Raw genomic sequence first — 22074 nt, 5'->3', positions numbered from 1 at the left:
AGCTGGTCGTCCCCCCAGGACCACTGCTCCGGCCGCTTCTCTATGCCCGCACCGCGTTCGCGCGGCGCGGGCATGTTTTTGCGCGCGTGTGCCTGTGCGGCGGCTGAAATCTCTGAGCACTTGACCTCGCGAAGCCCTAGACTTGACGGGTGACTTCACCTCGCCTGTCTGCCAGAATTTCCGCCATCGCCGAATCGGCCACCCTCAAGGTGGACGCAAAAGCTAAGTCGCTTCTCGCGGCCGGGCGGCCCATCATCAGCTATGCGGCTGGCGAGCCAGACTTCGCGACGCCCGCGAACATCGTGGATGCGGCATCCAAGGCAGTGCTCGACCCCAAGAACCACCGCTACACGCCAGCAGCCGGCTTGCCCGAACTGCGAGAAGCCATCGCCGCAAAGACGTTGCGCGATAGCGGCCTCGAGGTCGGCATCAACCAGGTTGTTGTGACCAACGGTGGCAAGCAGGCTGTGTATCAAGCGTTTGCCACGCTCGTTGATCAGGGCGATGAAGTAATCGTTCCTACCCCGTACTGGACCACTTACCCTGAAGCGATCAAGCTCGCCGGCGGCACCATGGTTGAGGTCTTTGCGGGTGCTGATCAGGGTTACCTCGTCACCGTCGAACAGCTCGAAGCTGCCCGCACCGACAAAACCAAGGTGTTGCTCTTCGTTTCGCCATCCAACCCCACCGGTGCCGTGTACACCCCCGAGCAGACCAAAGCCATCGGCGAATGGGCACTCGAGCACGGCATCTGGGTGATTAGCGACGACATCTACCAAAACCTCGTTTACGACGGAATTCGTGCCGTTTCGATCGTTGAGGTTGTTCCTGCGCTCGCCGACACCACCATCCTCGTGAACGGTGTGGCCAAGAGCTACTCCATGACCGGCTGGCGTCTCGGCTGGATGGTCGGCCCCGTCGACGCTATGAAGGGGGCTGCGAACCTGCAGTCGCACCTCACGAGCAACGTCTCCAACATCTCGCAGCGCGCCGCCATCGAAGCCCTCACTGGCCCGCAAGATGCTGTGGAAGAAATGCGACTCGCCTTCGACCGCCGCCGCAAGCTCATGGTCTCAGAGCTCAACAAGATCGAGGGCTTGCACTGTCCGACACCGCAGGGTGCGTTCTATGTGTACCCGGATGTCTCCGGCCTACTGAACCGCGAATGGGCTGGCGTCACCCCAACCACGAGCCTCGAACTGGCGGACCTCATTCTCGAGAAGGCCGAAGTTGCGGTTATCCCCGGAGAAGCATTCGGGCCAAGCGGTTACCTCCGCCTCTCCTACGCCCTCGGCGACGACGCGCTCCTCGAAGGCGTTCAACGCCTTCAGAAACTTTTTAGCTAACAGCGCCGCCTCCGTGGCGGTGGAGAAATTTGATGAATACCACGCCACCGAATAATGACGATGCTGATGATGATGCTGCCGCTGAGGCAGCCGCCGGAAGGCTAGGCGTTGCGCTCGCAACCGCGCTGCCGTCCGAGCGACTGCACGCCGCGATGGCTGCCGGAACGCATCCGCGCCCCGAATACGTGGGCGTCTTGCTCGACGCTGCACCATCGAACCCGATCTCAACGTTCGCGAGACACTCACGTGGGCGCTGATGCGGCATCCATCGGCCGTGACCGTGCCCCTGCTGATTGCGGAAACTCGATCGGGGACTGCTCAGGCACGGAGTCAAGCGCTGCACACGCTATCGAAGATCGGCGACCCTGCCGGCTGGGAAGCGATCACTCCCGCGGTGCTGAACGACTCCGACGAGACCGTTGCGCGCACCGCGTGGCGAGTCGCAACCGTGCTCGTGCCAGAGGGACTCGAACACGAGCTAGCGACGCAATTGGTCGCTCATCTCGGCAGCGGCGATCGCGATGCCAAGATGAGCCTCAGCCGGTCGCTCGTGGCGCTCGGCGAGCACGCCGCCGAGCTGCTCGACGGGATCGCCGAGAGTGGGCGCGCGGATGCACGACTTCACGCCATGACCACGTTGCTGTTGCGGGAATCCCCTGACGACGGTTACGAGGCTGCCCTGTTCGACGCAGAACTGCGGCTGATGTTGGCCGATGCTGCGGCGGGCGCGGGAGCGGGTTCGGGTGCGGAATCTAGCGTCGATCCGAGTGCTCAGCCCACGGTCGAGGGAGAGCCTCCGACCGCGACAGACGACCCTGACGACAGCGACAGCGACAGCGACAGCGACAGCGACAGCGACAGCGACAGCGACAGCGACAGCGACTAGAGCCTAACGACCCGGCAACTCGACCGTGACGGTGGTTCCGCCATAACCATTGGCCTGGTCGCGACCCTCGACCGTGACCTCGGTGATGCCGTCAGGAATTTCTACGCCCGACTGAGTGCGCGTAAACGGCTGCTCGCTGGCGTGATCGTGCGTGAGCGTGTGCTCGCCCAAGACGGCGCCATCGGGCGACAGCACGCGCCAGCCATCGGCATATTGCTGTGGGGTGTCATAAGCAGAACTGATCGTCACCGCGAAGTCGAAAGTGTTGGTGCCAGATTCGGTGACCTGCACCTCCTCGACATCCGGGAAAAACGTGGCCGCGTCAGAACTTGAGCTGGCTGGCGGCGACGAGCTGAGTTCAGACGTGCCGCTCGAGGTGCTGGCGGCCGAGCATCCGGTCACAGCGAAAGTCACGGCGAGCGCGAGCGCTGCAACAGAAAAGGTGCGAGATTTTACTGGCGACGTCATACGCCGACGCTACCGGGGTTGGCTGAAGACTCGATCACCCTGCGCGGCGGTATCGTGGCGGCCGCATGCGGGACGATACCGTCCATCAACCGATCGGTTGACAGCCCTCTAACCGTCTGCACCTGTCGCAGCGTGCCCAGACAAGCGACGATAGAAGCATGAACACCACCGCTCCCGTTGTGCAGGTCGAAGATCTGCGCAAAACTTACGGCTCCTTTGCCGCTGTTGACTCTGTCAGTTTTGAGATTCAGCGCGGCGAAACCTTCGCCCTGCTGGGCCCCAACGGCGCCGGCAAGTCGACAACCATTGAGATCTTGGAGGGCTACCGTGATCGCACCGGCGGCTCCGTGAAGGTGCTCGGCGTCGATCCGGGCAAAGGCAGGCTCGACTGGAAGGCCCGCCTCGGCATCGTGCTGCAGTCAAGCGGCGAAAGCGGCAACGTGACCGTGCGCGAGCAGCTCACTCACTTTGCTGGGTACTACCCCAACCCGCGCAAGGTTGATGAGGTCATCGCCTCGGTGGGGCTCGAAGAAAAAGCGGGCACCCTCATCCGCAAACTATCTGGTGGACAACGTCGGCGAGTGGATGTCGCGCTCGGCATCATCGGCAACCCCGAGCTTCTCTTTCTCGACGAACCAACCACGGGCTTTGACCCTGAGGCTCGTCAACAGTTTTGGCAGCTGATTCGCTCGCTCAAGGCGGACGGCACGACCATCCTCCTCACTACCCACTACCTCGACGAGGCAGCGCAATTGGGCGACCGGGCCGGAGTGATTGCGGGCGGAAAGATGATCGACATCGGTGCGATTGATGAGATTGGTGGGCAAGAAGCTCGCACGCCCATCGTGCGTTGGCGCGATTCTGACACCGCGACCGGGCGCGGCGCCGTGCACGAAGAACGCACGCACTCCCCCGGAGCTGTCGTCGCATCACTGATGGCGGCCGGCGCTGAACCAGCTGGGCTCGAAATTGTGCGCCCCAGCCTCGAAGACATTTATCTGCAACTGGTCTCTGACCACGCGCACGCCCGCGAAGTGGAGAACGCACGATGAGTACCACCACCAGCACTAGCAACTCGCAAGCGATCGCACCCCACCCGGGCGGTGCACCCAGCTTCGGCCTCGGCATCGGTCGCAGCCTGAAGTTGGGCTTCAGCCGCATCCTCCTCGAAGTGCGCGGTTATTTTCGCCAAGGCGACTCGGTTTTCTTCACCTTCCTGTTCCCCGTCGTGATGCTTACTATCTTCGCGGTGGCATTCAGCGAACAAAATTTCGGCACCGAGGACGAGCCGCTCACCGCTGCGGCCTTCTACCTGCCCGGGATGATCGCCGCCGGCCTGCTGCTCAGCGGCCTGCAAAATATGGCCATCGACATCGCGATGGAACGCAGCGACGGAACCCTTAAACGCCTCGCCGGAACACCCTTGCCGGTGATGAGCTACTTCATCGGAAAGATCGGGCAAGTATTCGTCACCGGTGTGCTGCAGGCCACCCTGGTGATTGTGATCGCGAGCGTCGCCTTCGATGTTGAGTTGCCGAGCGAGCCCAGCAAATGGGTGACCTTCGCGTGGGTGTTCGTGCTCGGAGTCACGACATCCGCCGTTCTCGGAATCGCTCTGAGCGCGCTGCCCCGCAGTGGAAAAAGCGCCACCGCCGTCGTCATTCCTGTAGCCCTCGTGCTGCAGTTCATCTCCGGGGTGTACCTCGGCTTCTCGATGCTGCCCGAGTGGCTGCAAAATTTCGCCAGCATCTTCCCGCTCAAATGGATGGCGCAGGGAATGCGCGAAGTGTTCCTGCCCGCGAGTTTCGAAGTCATGGAACAGGCCGAAAGCTGGAACCTGCCCGGCGTTGCTATCGCGACCGGCCTCTGGTTAGTGGTTGGCCTCATCATGACGCGCATCACCTTCCGCTGGATCCGCAAGGATAGCTAAATGGGATTCGTTCGCTGGATGAGCGCTGCCGTGATCGTCACCACGACGATCATGGCAGCGCTCATTGTCGGCTCGAGCGGCTACGGCCTCGACGATCGGATCGGAGCCGGGGTAGCACTCGCAACGTTCGGCCTCGCGTGGTTCACGGTCGGCATCCGATCACACACCAGCCGAACTGCAGCCTTCGTCTTCGTGACCGTACTGGTCATCGCCGTCGGCACCGGCGTTTCGTTCATGCCGATCATGGCGACGCTGCAGGCACTCGCCTACCCGCTCGTGTGGGTGGTCTCCGAACGCACCAGAAACGCCATCATCAGCAACGTTGTACTCGCCCTCTCCGTGGGAGTCGGCTCAGTCATCAGCATGGGGCTCAGCGCGAGCGCTCTTCTTTACAGCGGCACCGTCACCGCGCTCTCCCTTATCTTCAGCCTTGCGCTGGGCCTCTGGATCACCCAGATCTCGAAGCTCAGCGATCAACGCCAAGACCTGGTTCTCGAACTGCAATCCACCCGCGACGAACTCGCTGCCATCAGTCGGGATGCCGGAGTCTCCAGCGAACGAGAGCGGCTCGCCCGCGAGATCCACGACACCATCGCGCAAGACCTCACCGGGCTCGTGCTCGTAGCCCAAAGAGCTCAGCGCGAACTGGACAACAACAACACTGCCGCCGCAGCCAAACAGCTTGAGCTGATCGAAGGCAGTGCCCGCGCCGCACTCGCGGAAACGCGGGCGCTGGTGGCGGCATCCGCCCCGGTTGTCTCACCGGCGAAGGAATCACTAGCGCTCTAGAACGGCTGGCAGAACGCTACAGCCGCGAAACTCAGCTGACAGTCTCGGTGGATGCGGGCCCGCTGCCCGCACTCGAACGGGAAATGGAGGTGGTCGTCTTGCGTTGCGCCCAAGAAGCACTGGCCAATGTGCGCAAGCACGCCGATGCCACCACAGCAATCATCGCGGTCGCGACAAACAGCGGTGAATTGACTCTGTCGGTGACCGATAACGGCTCCGGATTCGACCCCTCTTCTGCACGCACCGGCTTCGGGCTCGAAGGCATGGGGGAACGTTTGGCGCTCGTCAGCGGCCGCCTCGACATCGACAGTTCTGGCGCTGGCACCACGGTGCGCGCCACCATTCCGAGAGAAGTGCCCGCATGATCCGCGTAGTAGTAGCTGACGATCACCCCATTGTGCGCAGCGGAATCGTGGGCCTCCTCGGGGCAGCGGATGACATCGACGTGGTCGGCGAAGCCGGCGACGGCGCCGAGGCAGTTGCCCTGGCCACACAGCTCTCCCCCGACGTAGTGCTCATGGATCTGCGCATGCCCGGACTCGGAGGGGCAGAAGCGACCGCGCAAATCATGGCCGCGCGGCCTGACGCCCGCGTCGTCATCTTGACCACCTACGAATCCGACGAAAACATCCTGACCGCGATTGAAGCGGGCGCGAGCGGCTATCTGCTGAAGGCTGCACCGCAAGAAGAGATTTTGGCGGGGCTGCGTTCGGTCGCCCGCGGCGATGTTGCGCTGGCACCGTCGATTGCGGCGCTACTCGTGAACCGCATGCGCGAGCCCGCGAAGGTCTCGCTCAGCGAGCGCGAAACCCAGGTGTTGGCCCTCGTGGCCGCCGGCAACAGCAACCGAAAGATTGCTGCCGCCCTATTTGTGAGCGAAGCAACGGTGAAAACTCATCTCATCCACGTGTTCGAAAAGCTCGACGTGAAAGACCGCACGCGGGCGGTGACGAAGGCGATGGAGCTGGGGCTGCTGCCCTGAGAGTTCATCCGCCGGGATTGCCGCAACCACGCCATGCCGACAATTTCTCAGCCTTTAGCGAGTGGCACCGCATCCGCGCCCCTTGCAGTGGGTAGGTTATCCAGCATGTCAGCCACTGCCGCGCGATATGAATCGCTCGATTTGCTCCGCGGAATCGCGATCTTGGGAACACTCGCAACAAATATCTGGATCTTTACCAACCCCGAAGGGTTCATCGGGTACTTGGAGGACTCGACCGTTGCCGTAACGCCGGCAGCGTGGGCTGCGGTCGAGTCAGTGCTGCAACAACTTGCCCAGGGCAAGTTTCTCGGACTGCTTACGCTCTTGTTTGGAGTAGGCCTCGAACTGCAGCGACGATCGGCGATCAAAGCAGGCCGCGCTTGGCCCGGTCGGTATCCCTGGCGTGCAGCGATACTTCTGGTCGACGGCATTCTTCATTTTGTTCTCGTCGTGGAGTTCGATGTGCTCATGGGATACGCGGTCACCGGCATGGTGGTTGCCTACCTATTGGTTACCACTGAGCGCGCTCAGCGAATCTGGATGATCGTCGCCGCCAGCCTTCATCTCTTGCTTCTCACCGGCCTGACGGCGGTGGTTGCGATGTCGTCGATTAGCCCGAATCGGCAGCCTCTCGAGCCGAACCCTTACGCCGACGGCACTTGGTTCGATTTGGTCATCTTTCGGCTCGACAACGTGGTGATTTTTCGGCTGGAGCCTGTGTTCATCACCGCACTGTCCATCGCTATGTTTCTGTTCGGCGCCTTCTTAGTGCGCCGAGGTGTTCTTGAGCCCGCAGGCCGCTCGCTCAGACGCGCACTGATGGTCATCGGAGCATTCGCCTTCGTTCTCGACTTGACCATCGGGCTCGCCGGAGATGTTGCCGGCCTGATCTTCACGCGCTACGGTACTGCGCCACTAGTGGCGATGGGGTTGCTCGCGCTTGTTGTCGAGTTCGTTGCTGCTCGACCACGTCGCGGCTTTGTGGGCAGACGCGTTCGCGATGTGGGTCGAACAGCCCTCAGTTCGTACGTGCTGCAGAACATTATCGCGTCCGTCATCTGCTACGGGTGGGGGTTCGGGCTGGCATCCCAGCTCGATCCGGTAGCGCGCGTTCCGGCGACGATCCTCGTCTATCTGATTGTTGTTGTGCTCGTTAGCGCCGCTTCGTCTCTCTGGCTGAAGCGCTTCGACCGCGGCCCGGTTGAGCTCACATGGTTGTGGAGCTTTAGCCAAATCACTAGGGCGCTCGATCACGCAGCCCGCAATAGAGCGCAGTAGCGTCTTTCAGGCAGCTGACACGCAGCAACTTGGCCAGCGCGCGTTGGCGGCCAGCGGGAAAGTTCGCCGGTTAGAGCAGCTAGACCAGCTCGACTCCGACAGCGACAGGCTCGGGCTGCAAGTGGATGCCGTACCGGCTGAGCACACGCGCCCCGATATAGCGGGCGAGCTCCGCGACCTCCGCGGCGTCGGCCCCGGTGCGGTTGACGATCGCCAGGCTGTGCTTAGTGGAGACGGCCGCGCGGGAGCCGGGCAGCCGAAAGCCCTTCTTGACGCCAGAATTCTCGATGAGCCACGCAGCACTGAGTTTAACGAGGCGCGGTTTGGGCACGGGCGGCGGAGCGGGCTCTTCGCCGAGCGGAACCGCAACGTCGACAACAGGCTCATCATCGATTACCCAGCGTGGGGCATCCGCGGGAAGAGCACGGGCAATGTGTTCGGGAACGATCGGGTTGGTGAAGAACGAGCCGCAACTGGTCGAGTCAGGTTCGTTGGGGTCGAGCACCATTGCTTTGGATGCTCGAAGTGCGAGCACGGTGTCACGCACCTGCTGCACAGGCACGCGGTCGCCGATGCTCACGCCGAGTGCGGTCGCGAGCTGTTGGTACTGCACGGTGCTCTCGGGCGAGGCCGTCAGGGTGAAATACGCGGCGAGAACAACACCCGTGCGACCCTCTTTGATCACAGAGTTGCGATAACCAAGTTCGAGTTCGGCGGTCGTGAGGTGAACGAATTCACTGTTGTCGTAGTCGAGAAAGTCGATGCCGTCGAGCGCGCTGGCGACCTCTTGACCGTAGGCGCCGATGTTCTGGATGGGGGCTGCGCCCACCGATCCGGGGATGCCGCTGAGCGCTTCGAGCCCTGCCCACCCGCGTGAAACGAGGCGCGCCACCAGCGCATCCCACGATTCTCCGGCTTGCACTCGAAGGGTGAGCGAGGTCTCGGTCTGCGCGACGAGTTGAATGCCACGGGTAGCGATGTGGATGACGGTGCCATCGAATCCTTCGTCGCTAATAACCATGTTGGAGCCGCCCCCAATGAGCAGCCATTCGTCACCTCGCTGCCACACGTCTCGCATGGTCGCGAGAAGTTCTTTCTCAGTGGCGGGACGAAGCAGCGTGTGTGCTGGCCCTCCTACCTTGATGGTGGTGAGATTGGCGAGCATTGCGTTGTGTTGCGGCGCTGTGCCTTCGCTGGGGGCGGTGTCAATCATGGATGGAGCTTGACCCTCACTTGTGATTTACCGAGCACCGTTTGGTTGTTGGCGCTGACGGTGAGGTCGATGCGGGTGATGTCGTCTTCGATGGCGCCAACTTTGGCGGTGACAGTAACGGTGACTCCGCCGTTGCCGTCGACGACGACGGGGCGGGTGAAGCGCACACCGTATTCGACGAGTTCGCCGCGGTCGCCCATCCAGTCGATGACGGGTTGCACGGCTAGGCCCATGGTGAGCATGCCGTGGGCGAGAACGCCGGGGAGCCCGACGGAGGCGGCAACATCATCCCGGTAGTGAATGGGGTTGAAGTCTCCGGACGCTCCGGCGTAACGCACGAGGGAGAAGCGGGTGAGGGTGACTTTGCCGGTGATGAGTTCCTGGCCGACGACGAGGTCGCTCATTCTGTGCCTCTCATGACGAGTACGGAGGTTGCGGTGACGACGTGCTCGCCGGTGGCATCGCTGATGGCGGTTTCGGCGGTGATCATGTCGTTGCCGCCGAGCGACTTGATGCTCGTGACTGTGAGGATGGCGGTGAGTTCGTCGCCGGCGACGATCTGCCGGGTGTAGGTGAACTTTTGCTCGCCGTGCACGATGCGGGAGAAGTCGATGCCGGTGTCTGGGGCAGCCAGGAGGAGGGCGAGGCCTGCTTCTTGGATGACGACAGCGAAGGTGGGCGGTGCGACGACGTCGGCGTAGCCGGCTGCGCGTGCGGCTTCGGGGTCGTGGTTAAGGGGGCTCTGGGCGAAGACGGCGCGGGAGAATTCGCGCACTTTTTCTCGCCCAACGAGGTAGGGACTGGTGGGCGGGAAGACCCGACCTTCTAGTTCTTTATTCACTGGCACGGTGTCCAGCTTAGGCAATGTTCTGGGTGCGCGGGTGTGTGGGTTCTGTGGCTGTGAGCGGCAGCCACTGTGGTCTCGCCCGTTAATGGGTGAAGCCCCGGTGACCGTGAGGTCTGCCGGGGCTTCAGTAATCTTGTGAGGCGTTAGCTCAGTAAGTTTCTACTGGCAGCTATCGCACTGCAGAAGATCCATTGGGTCGACGGGAATTGCGTATCCGCCGACGTTGTCGTTGTCGTTATCCATTCGATCCTCCTTAAAGTCTTCTCGAAGTTTGCCGACGGTTTGTCGGAGATTTCACTATATATGGGTAATGACACCCATGTCATTACCCCAGATGTAGTGTCTCGGCGTGTCGGCCAACTTTCTTTAAAACATACTCTGAGCCACTGACATTCCCTAGATGAATCGGTCTGAGGAAACAGCGCGTTGACGATGAAACCATCATCTACCTGGTGCAGAATAGGTCAACCGACCGCGGAGAGGAACCCCATGGATTCACACACCAACCTTCCCCCCATTGAGCGCTGGTGGCCCGAGCTGAGCATTTCTGCGAAGCACGAGCTTCAGAAGGATCTCCATGGCGAGCTCAGCGCGTCAGTGCTCAAAGAAATCGAGACCCTTTCGGGGAGCGCCGTCCCGACTGCGCCCCAGCACCTCACCGACGACGAGCGCGCCTTCATCGAAACTCAGACGGAGATCGTCGACTAGATCAAGGGAACAGGGCGGTAGCTAGTTGCTGGATGACTTCGAATTTTCGGTGTTTGGCGAGCAATTCCGTGTTCGCGAAGAGTCGCATCCCGACCGGGCGAGTAGCTACAACTTTGCGTGGCTGAACGGCCCAGCCGAGGGAACTTACGGCTTCAGCGTTGGAGTATTTGCTGCTGATGCTGCATCGCCGGGCAATGGCCTTCACCCTCGGATGACACGAGATCAGCTGATGGCTGAGGCTCGCAATTTTATCGAAGGCTTCTACGCTCCGGGCGGCATCGGAGAGGAAGATTTCCCTGAGCACGTGGCCGCGCAACCTGAGAAAACGCACTTCGCAAGCGTTGCCTCTCAACGGTTAGCTGATTCGACCACACCATTCTCGGGGCTAGTTGCGCAATGACCGGATGAGGGCCGAGCCAATGTGAAGTTACGTTACGACGTCATTATGGCCACAGTCGAAAAGGGCCTTGAATTCGATAGGGCTGCTTCTTCACTGCGGCCAGATTGGATGGCGCGGAATGAGTTCACTTACAGAGGCTGAGGCTGCTGCTGCACCTCGCACCCCGGCTCACGACCCTTGGGTGAAATCGGTGCGCGCCACCGGATCGTGGCTGCGTCACCTGCGCACTCGGGTCCGCATCCGCGAGTTCGAATTCGTCACCGACCAACCTCTCGCTAAGGGCGGAGAGAACACGGCGCCCACCCCCATGGAGTTCGTCGCCGGTGCGGTCAATGCGTGCATCACCGTGACCATCGAGTCAGTGGCGAAAGAACTCGACATTGCTCTCGAAGACGTCGAGACTCTGAGCCGTGCGCACATGGACGTTCGGGGGTTCGCTGGAACGGCGGATGTCTCTCCACATTTTTCGGACTACGCCCTTCTGGTGCAGATCGTGACGACCGCCTCGGAGCCCGAACTGGCGGAGCTTCGCCGCTTGGTCGACAAGCGCTGCCCTGCCACGAACCTGCTGCGGGATGCCAACGTGGCGCTCGACCTTCAATGGCAGTTCTCCCCGCAAACGTTTGCTCCGCACTCTGACGATCGGTACCGCTCATGACCGACGCAGGGCTCTGGACAATCGGGCTTGCGATCGCCTACACCGCCTTGCTCGTAGCGGGCGGAACCGTCATCCAACGCCGCGCTGCACGCAAGCCAACGACTGCTGGGGGTTTCTTCGTTGGTGGCCGCACGTTCAGTCCACTGACTGTGGCGGTGTGCATCACGGGCTTGTTCTCGGGGTCGTCGTACATTGCGATCCTTGAGCTGAGCTATCACACAGGAATTTCGGCGATTTGGTACGGGGCTGCCGAAACGGTGCAGGTGCTGCTTATTGCTCTGCTGCTCGTGAAGCCGCTTCGAGAAAAACTTGTCGTGACGGTCACCGGGATGATCGGCGAACGCTTCGGTCGAGTAGCCCAAATCATCTCTGGACTCATCACTGCTTTCACGTTTCCGATGTGGTCCGTTGCAACGGCCATCGCCTTCGCCTCGGCACTCGCCGCGTTTACCGATCTCTCGATTTATGCATCGATCATTGTGACTGCGGTTCTGCTGCTGGTGTTCCTCTGGTTTGGGGGAATGCGTGCGATTGCATTCAGCCAGACAATGAACTGCTTCGCCTTCATCGCGATGCTCGCCGTGGGACTCACCGCGTTCCTGATCAGGCCAGGTTTCGCCGGTCTAGCCGAGTTGGCGACCACCGACCCGAAGATGCTTGATCTGTCGAACTCGGGCGTGACTCTGATCGTTGCGTGGTTTGGAACGTTCATCGTCAATGTATTGCTCGCGCAGGCCGCGTTCCAGATGAGTCTGTCGTGCCGCACCCCTGAGGACGGCCAGAAGGGGCTCTTCCTCGCCGCCGGATTCGGGCTTCCGCTCATTGTGGGTGGCACAATCCTCGGCACTGCCGCAGCGATCGTTGTTCCCAATCAAGCTCTGGGACTCGTTGCAGTACCCACCTATATTTCTCAGGTGCTTCCTGCACCCCTAGTTGGTGTGTTCTTCCTTGGTGTCTGGGCGTGTGCCCTCGGCTGGGCTGGACCGTGCCAGTTTTCGGGCGCGACGAGCCTTGGTCGCGATGTTGGTGGCGCGCTTCGCCCCGGCGCAACCGAGGAGCAGTTGGTTCGGTACACCCGGTGGTCGCTCGTGCTCCTCACTGGCCTGATGATCCTCTTTGCGTTCTTGCGCACCGAACAGGCCGCGTGGTGGAACATCTTGGCGTGGACGCTGCGCAATGGCGCAACGCTCGCACCGGTGCTTGCGGTGTTCTTCTGGCCGCTTGCCACTCGTCGCGCCGCCTACGCATCCCTCATCACCGGCTTCCTCGCTGGACTGACCTGGTACCAGCTCGGAGCATGGTCACCCTCAAGCTTCCACCTCGGAATCCACCCCGTGTGGGTTGGCATGTCTGTCAATGTCGTTGTGCTGATTTCGGTCACTCTCGCAACCGCACGCTGGCGTCTAGCAGCGGATGCTCGCCGCCGGTCACGAGGAACGGTCGTCGCAACCGCGTGGCTCGCTGTGATTGCCGTCTTCGCCTTGACCAGTGGTTGGCTCAACAGTTCGGGATTGCTCGGACTCGCGATCTTTATCCTCGTCGCGATCGGGGCAACGACAGCATTCCTGTTGACCGAACCGGCGCGCGCCATCGAGGATACGGCGCTCGAGGACGATTCGGCTGATGAGTCCGCTGCTGCCGCCGCTGTGCCCGTCATCTAAATTGTCAGGAGCGAGTGTTTAACTACTTTTATGGATGCCGCATCGCTCAGCGCTGAGGGGTACGACGCTGACTTTTTGGGCGTTCCCGTGCCGTGCCCCTCCCCAGCGTCAGGAACCCCGATCCGCGAGTTACCGTACACGCATTTCACGGTAAATCTGGATCCGCTGCGGGGTCTCGCCAGCACGACCGGCGTGAATATTGATGGCGATCAGCTCGTAGATGTGGGTCGCGGCAATGACTGGCATCTGGATTCGCGCATCCCGGAGCAGGAACAGACCGGCGAGGCGGTGTACGCCCGCAATGATCTCGACCGCGGGCATCTCGTTCGGCGGCGAGACCCTGTCTGGGGAGACGGGGCGACCGCCAGCCAAGCCAACTACGACACGTTCGCGTTCACGAACGCCGCACCCCAAGCTGCGGGCTTCAACCAGTCGAAAGAGTTGTGGCTCGGTCTCGAAGATCACGTGTTGGAGTACGCGCGCACGAACCGAAACCGCATCAGCGTGTTTACGGCGCCGGTGCTCGGTGACGAGGATCCGGTGTACCGGGGCGTGGGCATCCCGCAACTGTTTTGGAAGATCGCAGCGTGGGCGACCAATGCGAATGGTGCTGTCGAACTCCGTGCCGCCGGGTTCGTTCTTGACCAGCGCCCACAGCTCGACGATGTTGATCTTGAAGAGGCTCGCGCCCGCGCCATAGCCACTGGCACTCCCCCGCCGCTGGGGCCATTCCGCACCTTCCAAGTGCCCATCGCTGATATTGCTCAGCTCACAGAGCTCGATCTCTGTGTGCTCTCTAATGCGGATGCTCTCGCTGGTGCCGACGCAGCCGCGCAGGGCTCAGGGCCGCGCGCACGATGGGTCGAACTGCTCACTACCGTCGCAGTTCGCCTTTAGTCCATCGGTGCGCCGCTATACCAGCAACGCCACTCCTGTGGGCGCTGACCGCGCGGGGCCGAACGCCGAGTCCTCGGATCATGCGCGCAAGAACCGCTCACGATGATCCGAGGAATTTCCGCATTATTCGCTTGACACTGTCTCGCGGCTTCGACGACGCTTGGCTGCTACCAAACCAAGGAACAGCCCACCAACCAGCAATAGTCCGATCGGAAGCAGCAGCAGTGATGTCGCGTTGACGTTCGACCCGGTGTACGCGAGTTGGAACGAGTTCGTAAAGGTGATCGCGTTCGGCGCATCGGCTCCGGTCCACCGCAGCGGAAGGAGTTCTACTGACGTACCTACGAGTGAGGGTCCAGCGCTGCCGTCTGCCGCGGTTGCTACTGTCGACGTCTGCGCGGCACCACCGGTGACCGTCTCCACGATCGTGCAGTCAGCACCCTCAGCGAGCTCTGTCCAGGTCACGACCTCACCATTCGAGATCGATCGTGCCGCCGATTCCTCCGCGTTGATGCTTCGTCCATCGAGCGTGCAGGTCAGCGTCAATTCGAACGGACCAGCAGCACGTGATGTGGCATCGTCTGCGTTAGTAACCTTTTTCGTCGCCGCCAGCTCGGCAAATCGGAACGTGTTCTCGACGGACAGGTCTTGCTGAGCTTGGTCATCGACCGACAGAATCGTGTTGTCGACCGTGATCGTGAACATGCCGTCAACGAGTTCTTCGTCGTTGTCATCCAGAACGCGGGTGATGCTGGCGCCACCGGTGCGAGTTTCTGTGAGTGCACATTCGGCTCCAGAAGCTACGCCGGTGTAGTCAGCTACCGGGGATGCTGCTGTCACCGTGCGAGTTGCCCCACCCGGGACTACAACATCTTCGCCATCGCGCTGACAGCTCAGGCTGAACTCGAACTCGATCTCCGGAACAGGGTTGCGCGCAAATTTATCAATCGCACCGGTATCACCAGCGAAGGTCTTGGTGACCTCCACTGAACCCGTCAAGTACCAGTTGGTGACGTCAATGTTGACGATCGGTGACGGAACGGCGACTGTTGGTGCGGGAACAGTGAGTGTACCCACGGTCGCATCGATTCCGTCGTTCGGCGTGATGACTACGGCATCCGCCCCTTGGAGACTGGGTTCCGTGAACGTGCAATCCGAGTCGGCAATAATGTTTTCGAGCACCACCTGCCACGCGTTTCCTGCATTCAACAGAACCGAATCGTCATACTGGGTTGTCGCCCCGAAGGTACACAACACAGCCACGCTGAAGGTCTTGTCTTCACCGAACTGGGTTGCACCATCGCCGAAGAGCTTCTTCGTTACGACGAGGGCTGCCGGTGCGTCAAACCTGTTATTGGCCTTCGCCGTATTTGTCACAACTCCGGCTGCAGTGTTCGGGCTCAATCTGGTGAAGGTCGCGGTGCGAGCAGCACTATCGACTGCAACACTTGACCCAATATGCGTCGAGTCAGTACTCGCCGTCATGATCGTGGTGTCCGCACTCTTCGCGTCCGTCTCGGTGACTACACAGTTGGAATTAACTGGAACACCGGTGATGGTGCGAGTCTCCGTGGCATCCAAGGTGAAGGTCGCATCGGCCGCCGCGAGCGGCACAGCGACCCCGAGGAAGGTGCAGCTCACGGTGAACTCGAACTGTGTCGGAATTACGGGAGCAGTTGTAGTCACAGTCTTCGACACTGCGAGACCTGTCAGCTGGTAGTCGTTGGTCAACGTCACCGTCGGCAAGAGAGTCGGGTCAGTAATCCTCGGATCGATAGTCACCGTAGTCGCGCTGTAACTTGACTGGCCGCTTGCCGTGGTTTCCGTAGCCGTGCACGAAGCTCCACCCGGCAGGTCGTCGAACGTTACGGCAGGAACCGTCGCCGGCGCCGTGCTGCTGTCAAACGTCATGGTGTAGTTGCGCTCGATGGTCTCACCCAACGAGGTACACACGAGTTTGCCCGTGAAGGTCTGACCGTTCGGAATGAACGAGGCTGCTGGGCCAGTGATTTCCTTTTCGAGGCGAAGGCTGCCCGTCGCCAAGGCAACGGCAACGACAGAGTAGTCGAGGGCCGTTACAGGAGTGTTAGTCGCCCCAGTCCTCGTGATGGCGGATGCCGACAGCGAGTTCTTTGCCGTCGTATCTGCACCCGGAGTCGCCGACAGTGCAGCAGTTCGCGTCACAACATCGATGGTGACGATGTCTGCCGGCGCGAACAAGCTGCCGTTCGGGAAGTCGATCACAAACTGGAGGCCAGTGACAACGGTCGGGTCAGAAAGCGCCCCAGCAGTCCACTCTGCCCACCCTGTTGCCGGGTCTTCCCCGCACGCGTTGAGATTCGACGGGGTCTGGAGAACGGCCTTACAGGGAGATGCCGCGGTCGTGTAGTAGGTCGTCATCGTGGCGCCCGGGATGCCAAGATCTGCCGATATTTCGTCAGCAAACCCTGCAGCCCAGCGCGAGTCTCGCACAAAGCCGTCGAGAATCGTCTTGTCGCTCACAGCAGGGAGCCTGGTGGAGAGCACCAGCCGCGGCATGTTGGTCGTACCCGTGTTTTGAGCGGTGAGCCGCCAGGTTTCCTTCTGGCCCGGAAGCGTAAGGGGAACGCAGGGAAGGCTTGAGAATCCAGCACTGCTCTGAGCTGCGGTGCACTCTGCGTTCGTTCCACCGGTGAATCCTTGATCGATGGGGAAGTCAGTGTCGAGGTCGGCCTTTACCGTCATGAGCGCGCGAAGTGCCGCCTGCTCAGATGGGCGCACCGTCGTCTCGGTTCGGCACTCGCCGGTGGCTTTGACGTAGTCCGCTGTGAAGCCGGCAGGGGCGGTGCAGGTATCGAATGCCCGATCGCCACTGATTCCAAACTTATTCGTCACGGCAGTGTCGTTGACGAGCCCCGGTCGGAACATCATCGGGACAGTGATCACATAGGACTGGCCGACTTCCAATACCGACCCTGCGGGAAACGTGAACTCGATTGTGGTCGGGCCGTACGCATCCGAAGTTGTATCAACAATGGGACCGGTAGTGCCAACGGGCAATGCAGTGCCGGTAGGCGTGGCCGGTGCCGCACCGGAGAGCGCGTACTTGTAGGTCCAGGGCTTGTCGGGATCGAAAATGAGCTGCGCACCGGTGCTATCGCTCGGAAGGTAGTCGGTGATGACCGGGTTCACAATGGGCCATGTTCCCGTGTTTGTGACCTTCAGCGTGTAGTCAAAGAGACGACCGGGAGCTTTCACTCCGGTGGGGCTCTTCTTCACTTGCACGCCAGTGGTCGCATGCTTGTACAAGTAGGTAGCTGAGTTTGTTGCGGTCGCCGTCTTGCCCCAAATACCGAGAACGCTCGCGCTGAGCGAATTCGTGGTGGTACCGAGAACAGTTTCGCCCGGCGCCGCCGAGTTAACCGAGAGATCGGTCGGTACTGGATCGCCTGTGCGCAGATCCACCCGTCGCTGGACCAGGATCGGGATGCTCACCTTGGGGGCCTGCGGGTTCTCCCACTGAGAGTCATCGGCTCGTTTCACCGTGAAACGGAGACCTTGCACCTGGGCCGCAGTGACCCCGGTCGGCAAGAAATTCGCTTGCGCTTGAGCCTGGGTCTTCCACTGCCCAGCACCGCTCCACGAGCCACCACGATCGGTGCAACTGGAGCTCGGAGCGGTCACCACGTCGGCGGCAATAAATGCTCCGCCAACACAGGCTTCCACTTGGATGACCGTATGGCTTCCCGACGGGGACGGACTAAACGCCGGGAGCACTGGTGTTCCGCTCGCCATCCCGGTGAAATCAAATGCATTCCAGAACGTCGCGCGGTCATCCGTGATGGTGAGAGACTGCACTCTCTCGCTGCCACTGGGTGTGGCTTCCAGCGTGAGCGGGAAAGTGCTGCGGTCTGATTCAGCCTCGGAGGTCTTACCGAATTTCTTTGTCGTTGACACGTCGATTGTGGTGGCGATGAGCCCGATGTTCGCGCCTTTGACAGCGGAGAGAGAAGAGGTTTCGAAGGTCGGGTTGGCGGCCGGGCTCGACGGGTTCCATCGGGTATCGCCAATAGTCGCTTGCGTTGAGTTGTAATCCGTACCGGCGACAATCGCTCCGCCGCTTCGCTTCGACGTTCGTAGGCTCAAGTCGAAAGCAATGGCCGCTGTTCCTCCGGGGCTGGCGATTGATGCGGTTGCTTTGATCTGGCCGGTGTAGACGAATGTAAAGGCCGTCGCATCCGCTAGTTGCGTGGGAGTCCAGCCGAGAATCGTGGTCGTCATTGCAGCCAGGTTCGTACCGCTCGCGGTGAGATTTCCCCCGGTCGATCGGATGACTGTGACGGTGAGTCCTGTCGCGCCTACCGGGTGACTAACCGATTGGAATCGCTGAAGGTTCCAGTCCTCGAACGGCGAATCGTTGGGCGTTGCCGCCGACATGTTTGGCTCACTGATTGAGAGGGACTGCACCTTGGCTGTGGTCTGGTTCACCGCCGTGAGGGTCACCCGACTTGTTGGTTGAACGGCAACGGTGGAACCAGTAGTGGGGATGGGGATCGGCCCGCCGGCCCACACCTTTGCGGCTGAAACGGCAAGTGCGGGATCGCGGAGTTCAAGGGTGTCAGCTGCCCGGTCGTAGAGCGGATCGCCTACGGCCAGCGTGGCCTCTGAGTGAGCGTCGTTGCGGATCACACTGTGCGCTATCGCTGGTGGAGTCGGGGTCGTCACGTCAGCGTTGTAGCGATAACCGTCGACAACCGGCGTCGCCGCGTTGCTGCGCAACGAGTCTCGCATCTGGAATACGAGGTCAATTTTGCGATTGTTGCCAATCGAATCTGCCACGCCGCTGCCGGGGGCCGGAGCGAGACCTGGACGGTTCGTGCCCTCAGTGAATGTGAACCGCACAGCGACGAAGTCAGCTTGCTGCGCGGCTGTGAGAGTACGAGCGGCTGCAGTTCCGCCGTCGCATGGTGCTGCGAGCGTGCAGTAACCCGTGATAGACACCCACGCCGTTGCGCTGCTCAGAGCTGACTTGCTGTAAAACTCAATGGCCACTTTGTCGTACTTGACGAGCGGGTCGATCGAGCTGAGCTTGGGAATTTGAGAAAGGTTGTACGCGTCGTACATTCCCTTGGTCCAGGCGGAGGGGTCGGGGTTTCCCGCGGAATCTACAGCTCCGTCGTAGATCACCATCTTGTTCACACCCGAGTAGCCATCGGTAGACCACGAGAGGCGCGCCCGTGTGCTCTCGCTGTTGCGAGTGTTCATGATGTCTTGGTTGGTGGTGTTATTCGTGTTGATGAAGTTCTTATCGAGCAGGTTCGCTGACCCGCCCGTCCCGGAACCCTCATACGGAACGAGCTTGACCGTAGGACAGGGGCTGGAGACGGCGTCATTGGAGGTAAGGCCCGTCGATCCGACGCTGCTCGATCCGCTGGATGCGCTGCAGTTCTCTAGCGTTGCGGCAGCGTTCGGCAGCGACGTAGTTTCGCCTCTGAGCGTCGAACGAAGGGCGTATTCAACGTTTGCGACGAGAGTCTGGTCTGGCTGGAACCCCGTAGTGCTGTTCCAATCGAGCTTGAGTCCATAAATGCTTCCACGGATGCCAGAGGGAATGTCGTAAGTCTGAACTCCTGGGGAGAGCACGGTAAGAGGTGTGTACGCTCCCGCCGAGTCTCGGTAAGAGATTGTGAGAGTCGCGTCGCCCGGTACGGGCGTAACGACAAGCCTTGTGGCGTTGAAGTATTTGTACCAGTCAGTGAGGCCAGTATCCGCTGACGGATCTGTCATTTCAATGCGGTCGAGTGATCGTGTGGAGCTGGGGTAATCAAGCACGTGAGTGGTGAGTGTCGCTGTGGTCGTCTGCCCTGGCGATGCGCGCAAGGTACCGCGCGAGAGCGACTTCGACGTCTCAAGGTTGATCTGTTCAGCCAGCACCGTCACCGTATCCGACGCGTACTTCGGACCGACATTTTGGTTGTATTTGTCCACCGCGGTGACCTTGATCTTGTTCAGATAGTCCACGCTCAAATTGGGGGCAACCTGCAGCGTATTTGCAGTGATTGCGAAGGGAAGTTTTGCGCCGACGCCCTGGGCCATAGAGCCGGTGAATGTCACGCTGAAGCCGGTGACTCGTTTCGCAGACCCCGTAGCAGGCAATCCCGGGGCCGTTGCGGCCAGCGCCCCGCTGTTGGTGCCGTCGGCGAAGTAGTAAGTAATGTTGGCGCCGGTTGCTCCTGCGGGCCACACAACTCCGGTAGTGAAACCGCTGAAGATCAGTCCACCACCAGTGTGCGCCGGAGCGAGCGGGTTCGTGGCGTCGATGAGAGTCGGATCAGACGGCTCAGCAATGGTGAGCGAAGTCAGGGGAATCGAGCCAGCGTTGCCACCGGTGAGGGTGACGGTGCCCTTAGTGAGATCGTTGGCACCGAACGCGATCGTCGACATCCGGTCAGGAGTGATCGACTTGCCCGCGGAAACTGCACTCGTAGCAGTCGTTACTACGTAGTTGGCCGTGACCGTTTTGTCCGCGGAAAACGAATCACGCACGACGACTGATTGAGAAGTGTTGGGATACGTCTTGGCAACGACGCCTGCACGGTTCTCCAAATTCAGGATGAAGTTCGCGGTGGCCGCGCGCGGAATATCTGCGGTCGCTCCCGACGAAAAGACGATGCGCACGCCGCCAGCGTTCGCGGGAACGACGCTAGCCGGGAAAACGAGAGTGCCGCCAGAATTGACGGAGGGGGCATCCACCCATGCTGGTGTCGACAGCGAACTGTCCCACAGCGAGACGACGGCCGACGTCGCCCCAGCTGGCCACGTAACCGAATCAAGAGTCTTCAGCTCGAGCGCCGTGCGGAAAATGTTTCCGGTTGCGGCAGGGTTCACCGGGTCTTGGATGGTCAGCGACGAAACAGCAGCATTGGAGGTGTTTTCTCCGCCCAAGGCCAGTTGCGTTCCGAGACCAGCCACGGCAATGTTCGTGGCCGGCGAAAACGACTTCGTGGGCTTAGTCGCAAGCTCCAGCGGAACAGTCAGCTTCACGGAAGCAGTGCTTGGCCGCATTGGGGCATTCTCGGCGACCATTTCCGATGTATTTTCCACGGTACGCGGGGTCGGGGTGTAGTCGAGGTCGGATCGCACTGTCACCGGGATAGTCACCGTCACAGTCCCGTTTGTGAGGCCCGTTTTGCCGGCCGGAGTCGTGAGGTTTTGGTGAAATGCCACCGTGACGGTTTGCCCGGTCACCGTGATGGTCCGCTCGGAGTCGCTGAGCGTGGGAGTCAGAAGAATCTCTGTGGGATCAGGAACGATGAACTCTGCGGGGATTTCATCCGTCAAAACGGCATCAACGCACTCGTCCGTCAGTACCGAACAACCAACCTCAATCATCCAGTTGAACGAGTCGCCAGGCGCGACATCAGTCGCATTAGCCGACTTCACGTTGCGAACAGCGGCTGGTTCGAAAGCGGCCGCAGCGGTTGCCGGGATGAGCGTCGCCGCAACTACCAGTAGTGCCGTCGCCGCAGAGATAACTGCCCTCAGCGGGCGCGAACGACTATCGGTAGGTTTCTGCGCTCGGGAATGGGCGCGGCGGGTAAGCATCAGGGGTACCTCACGTACCGCCAACAAAACCCAACGATTGACACCACTGCGGGGCTGTCGGTCGGGTAAGGCTGACGAAGGGTTGAGAAATTCGGGTTCATGCGGGTACGGCTTGCGCGAATTTTCGGGTTCAAGCAAAGCCGGTTTACACGAAATTCGGGTTCGAGCAATTTCGCGTTCGAGCAGATTCGGGTTTATACAGATTCGGGTTTATGCAGATTCGGGTTTAACAGGAAAGACTCGATAGTCTCACGCTTTCCCCTTCCACACTAGAAGACTGCGAGAACGGAGTGGCGTCAAATTGCGCATCCACCGCCCCCCAGTGCTAGGGCTAGACAGCTCTGCCGCAATGCCGAGTTGCTCAGGTCGAGCATCCAAAACAGGCATCCGCACCCGACGCGCGATGGAGAAAGTTCGGCACATTCGG

19 protein-coding genes are annotated in these 22074 nt (G+C 60.8%); 14 read left to right on the top strand and 5 right to left on the bottom strand.

All coding sequences use genetic code 11. The features are described from left to right. Positions 1-149: 149 nt before the first annotated feature. Genes ON14_RS12395 through ON14_RS12390 form a run of 3 tightly spaced genes read left to right on the top strand, consistent with a single transcriptional unit; the run spans position 150 to position 2232 of the window. The gene (locus ON14_RS12395; RefSeq protein ID WP_010205552.1) at positions 150-1346 is read left to right on the top strand and encodes a pyridoxal phosphate-dependent aminotransferase; all 1197 of its coding nucleotides are present in this window, start codon (positions 150-152) and stop codon (positions 1344-1346) included. Positions 1347-1378: 32 nt separating this feature from the next. Beyond that, positions 1379-1603: a hypothetical protein gene (locus ON14_RS15945; RefSeq protein ID WP_010205551.1), complete on the top strand. Its 225-nt coding sequence runs from the start codon at positions 1379-1381 to the stop codon at positions 1601-1603. Then, positions 1603-2232, top strand: a complete 630-nt coding sequence (locus tag ON14_RS12390; RefSeq protein ID WP_010205550.1) for a hypothetical protein — start codon at positions 1603-1605, stop codon at positions 2230-2232. The genes ON14_RS15945 and ON14_RS12390 overlap by 1 nt, the downstream gene beginning before the upstream one ends. Before the next feature lie 3 nt (positions 2233-2235). Here the strand turns inward: ON14_RS12390 and ON14_RS12385 are convergent, their stop codons facing one another. Next, positions 2236-2700 (bottom strand): hypothetical protein, encoded by a 465-nt coding sequence (locus ON14_RS12385; RefSeq protein WP_010205548.1) that lies wholly within the window; start codon positions 2698-2700, stop codon positions 2236-2238. 158 nt (positions 2701-2858) lie between these two features. On the opposite strand from ON14_RS12385, the gene ON14_RS12380 reads away from it, so the two are divergent. The 6 genes from ON14_RS12380 (at position 2859) to ON14_RS12360 (ending at position 7679) form a co-directional block, all read left to right on the top strand. Then, positions 2859-3752 carry an ABC transporter ATP-binding protein gene (locus ON14_RS12380; RefSeq protein ID WP_010205547.1) on the top strand — a complete coding sequence of 298 codons (894 nt, stop codon included), beginning with the start codon at positions 2859-2861 and terminating at the stop codon, positions 3750-3752. Then, positions 3749-4630 carry an ABC transporter permease gene (locus ON14_RS12375; RefSeq protein WP_010205546.1) on the top strand — a complete coding sequence of 294 codons (882 nt, stop codon included), beginning with the start codon at positions 3749-3751 and terminating at the stop codon, positions 4628-4630. The genes ON14_RS12380 and ON14_RS12375 overlap by 4 nt, the downstream gene beginning before the upstream one ends. Next, positions 4631-5419 (top strand): histidine kinase, encoded by a 789-nt coding sequence (locus ON14_RS15270; RefSeq protein ID WP_050993056.1) that lies wholly within the window; start codon positions 4631-4633, stop codon positions 5417-5419. 47 nt (positions 5420-5466) lie between these two features. Next, positions 5467-5784, top strand: a complete 318-nt coding sequence (locus ON14_RS15265) for a sensor histidine kinase (protein WP_050993055.1) — start codon at positions 5467-5469, stop codon at positions 5782-5784. Continuing rightward, on the top strand, positions 5781-6401 hold the full coding sequence (locus tag ON14_RS12365; RefSeq protein ID WP_010205544.1) for a response regulator: 621 nt from the start codon (positions 5781-5783) through the stop codon (positions 6399-6401). Before ON14_RS15265 ends, ON14_RS12365 begins: the two co-directional genes overlap by 4 nt. Positions 6402-6506: 105 nt before the next feature. Next, on the top strand, positions 6507-7679 hold the full coding sequence (locus ON14_RS12360) for a DUF418 domain-containing protein (RefSeq protein ID WP_010205543.1): 1173 nt from the start codon (positions 6507-6509) through the stop codon (positions 7677-7679). Positions 7680-7758: 79 nt separating this feature from the next. Here ON14_RS12360 and ON14_RS12355 read toward each other — a convergent pair whose 3' ends face one another. The 3 genes from ON14_RS12355 to ON14_RS12345 are packed head-to-tail and all read right to left on the bottom strand — an operon-like array spanning position 7759 to position 9739. Continuing rightward, positions 7759-8892, bottom strand: coding sequence for a UDP-N-acetylmuramate dehydrogenase (locus ON14_RS12355; protein WP_010205542.1), 1134 nt, complete (start codon positions 8890-8892; stop codon positions 7759-7761). Further along, positions 8889-9296: a MaoC/PaaZ C-terminal domain-containing protein gene (locus tag ON14_RS12350; protein WP_010205541.1), complete on the bottom strand. Its 408-nt coding sequence runs from the start codon at positions 9294-9296 to the stop codon at positions 8889-8891. Before ON14_RS12350 ends, ON14_RS12355 begins: the two co-directional genes overlap by 4 nt. Next, entirely contained in the window at positions 9293-9739 is a 447-nt protein-coding gene (locus tag ON14_RS12345) for an FAS1-like dehydratase domain-containing protein (protein ID WP_192812274.1), read from the bottom strand. Before ON14_RS12345 ends, ON14_RS12350 begins: the two co-directional genes overlap by 4 nt. A gap of 489 nt (positions 9740-10228) precedes the next feature. Between ON14_RS12345 and ON14_RS12340 the strand changes: the two genes are divergently transcribed. The 5 genes from ON14_RS12340 to ON14_RS12320 all read left to right on the top strand — a co-directional run bounded on the left by ON14_RS12340 (position 10229) and on the right by ON14_RS12320 (position 14063). Beyond that, on the top strand, positions 10229-10447 hold the full coding sequence (locus ON14_RS12340) for a hypothetical protein (protein ID WP_010205539.1): 219 nt from the start codon (positions 10229-10231) through the stop codon (positions 10445-10447). 25 nt (positions 10448-10472) lie between these two features. After that, positions 10473-10847, top strand: coding sequence for a hypothetical protein (locus ON14_RS12335; RefSeq protein WP_010205537.1), 375 nt, complete (start codon positions 10473-10475; stop codon positions 10845-10847). A gap of 118 nt (positions 10848-10965) precedes the next feature. After that, positions 10966-11505 carry an OsmC family protein gene (locus ON14_RS12330; protein ID WP_010205534.1) on the top strand — a complete coding sequence of 180 codons (540 nt, stop codon included), beginning with the start codon at positions 10966-10968 and terminating at the stop codon, positions 11503-11505. Further along, a complete protein-coding gene (locus ON14_RS12325) occupies positions 11502-13166 on the top strand; it encodes a sodium:solute symporter family protein (protein WP_010205533.1) in 1665 nt (554 codons plus the stop codon). The genes ON14_RS12330 and ON14_RS12325 overlap by 4 nt, the downstream gene beginning before the upstream one ends. A gap of 30 nt (positions 13167-13196) precedes the next feature. Then, positions 13197-14063 carry a DNA/RNA non-specific endonuclease gene (locus tag ON14_RS12320; protein ID WP_010205531.1) on the top strand — a complete coding sequence of 289 codons (867 nt, stop codon included), beginning with the start codon at positions 13197-13199 and terminating at the stop codon, positions 14061-14063. 123 nt (positions 14064-14186) lie between these two features. Here the strand turns inward: ON14_RS12320 and ON14_RS12315 are convergent, their stop codons facing one another. Beyond that, complete coding sequence (locus ON14_RS12315) at positions 14187-21647, bottom strand: DUF5979 domain-containing protein (RefSeq protein WP_010205530.1); 7461 nt, start codon at positions 21645-21647, stop codon at positions 14187-14189. Between the last annotated feature and the right edge of the window lie 427 nt (positions 21648-22074).

Origin of the sequence: Salinibacterium sp. PAMC 21357, from assembly GCF_000247645.1 — a bacterium.
GTDB lineage: Bacteria > Actinomycetota > Actinomycetes > Actinomycetales > Microbacteriaceae > Rhodoglobus.
Note: the sequence above shows the minus strand (reverse complement) of the source record. Positions and strands in the feature narration are given on the sequence as shown.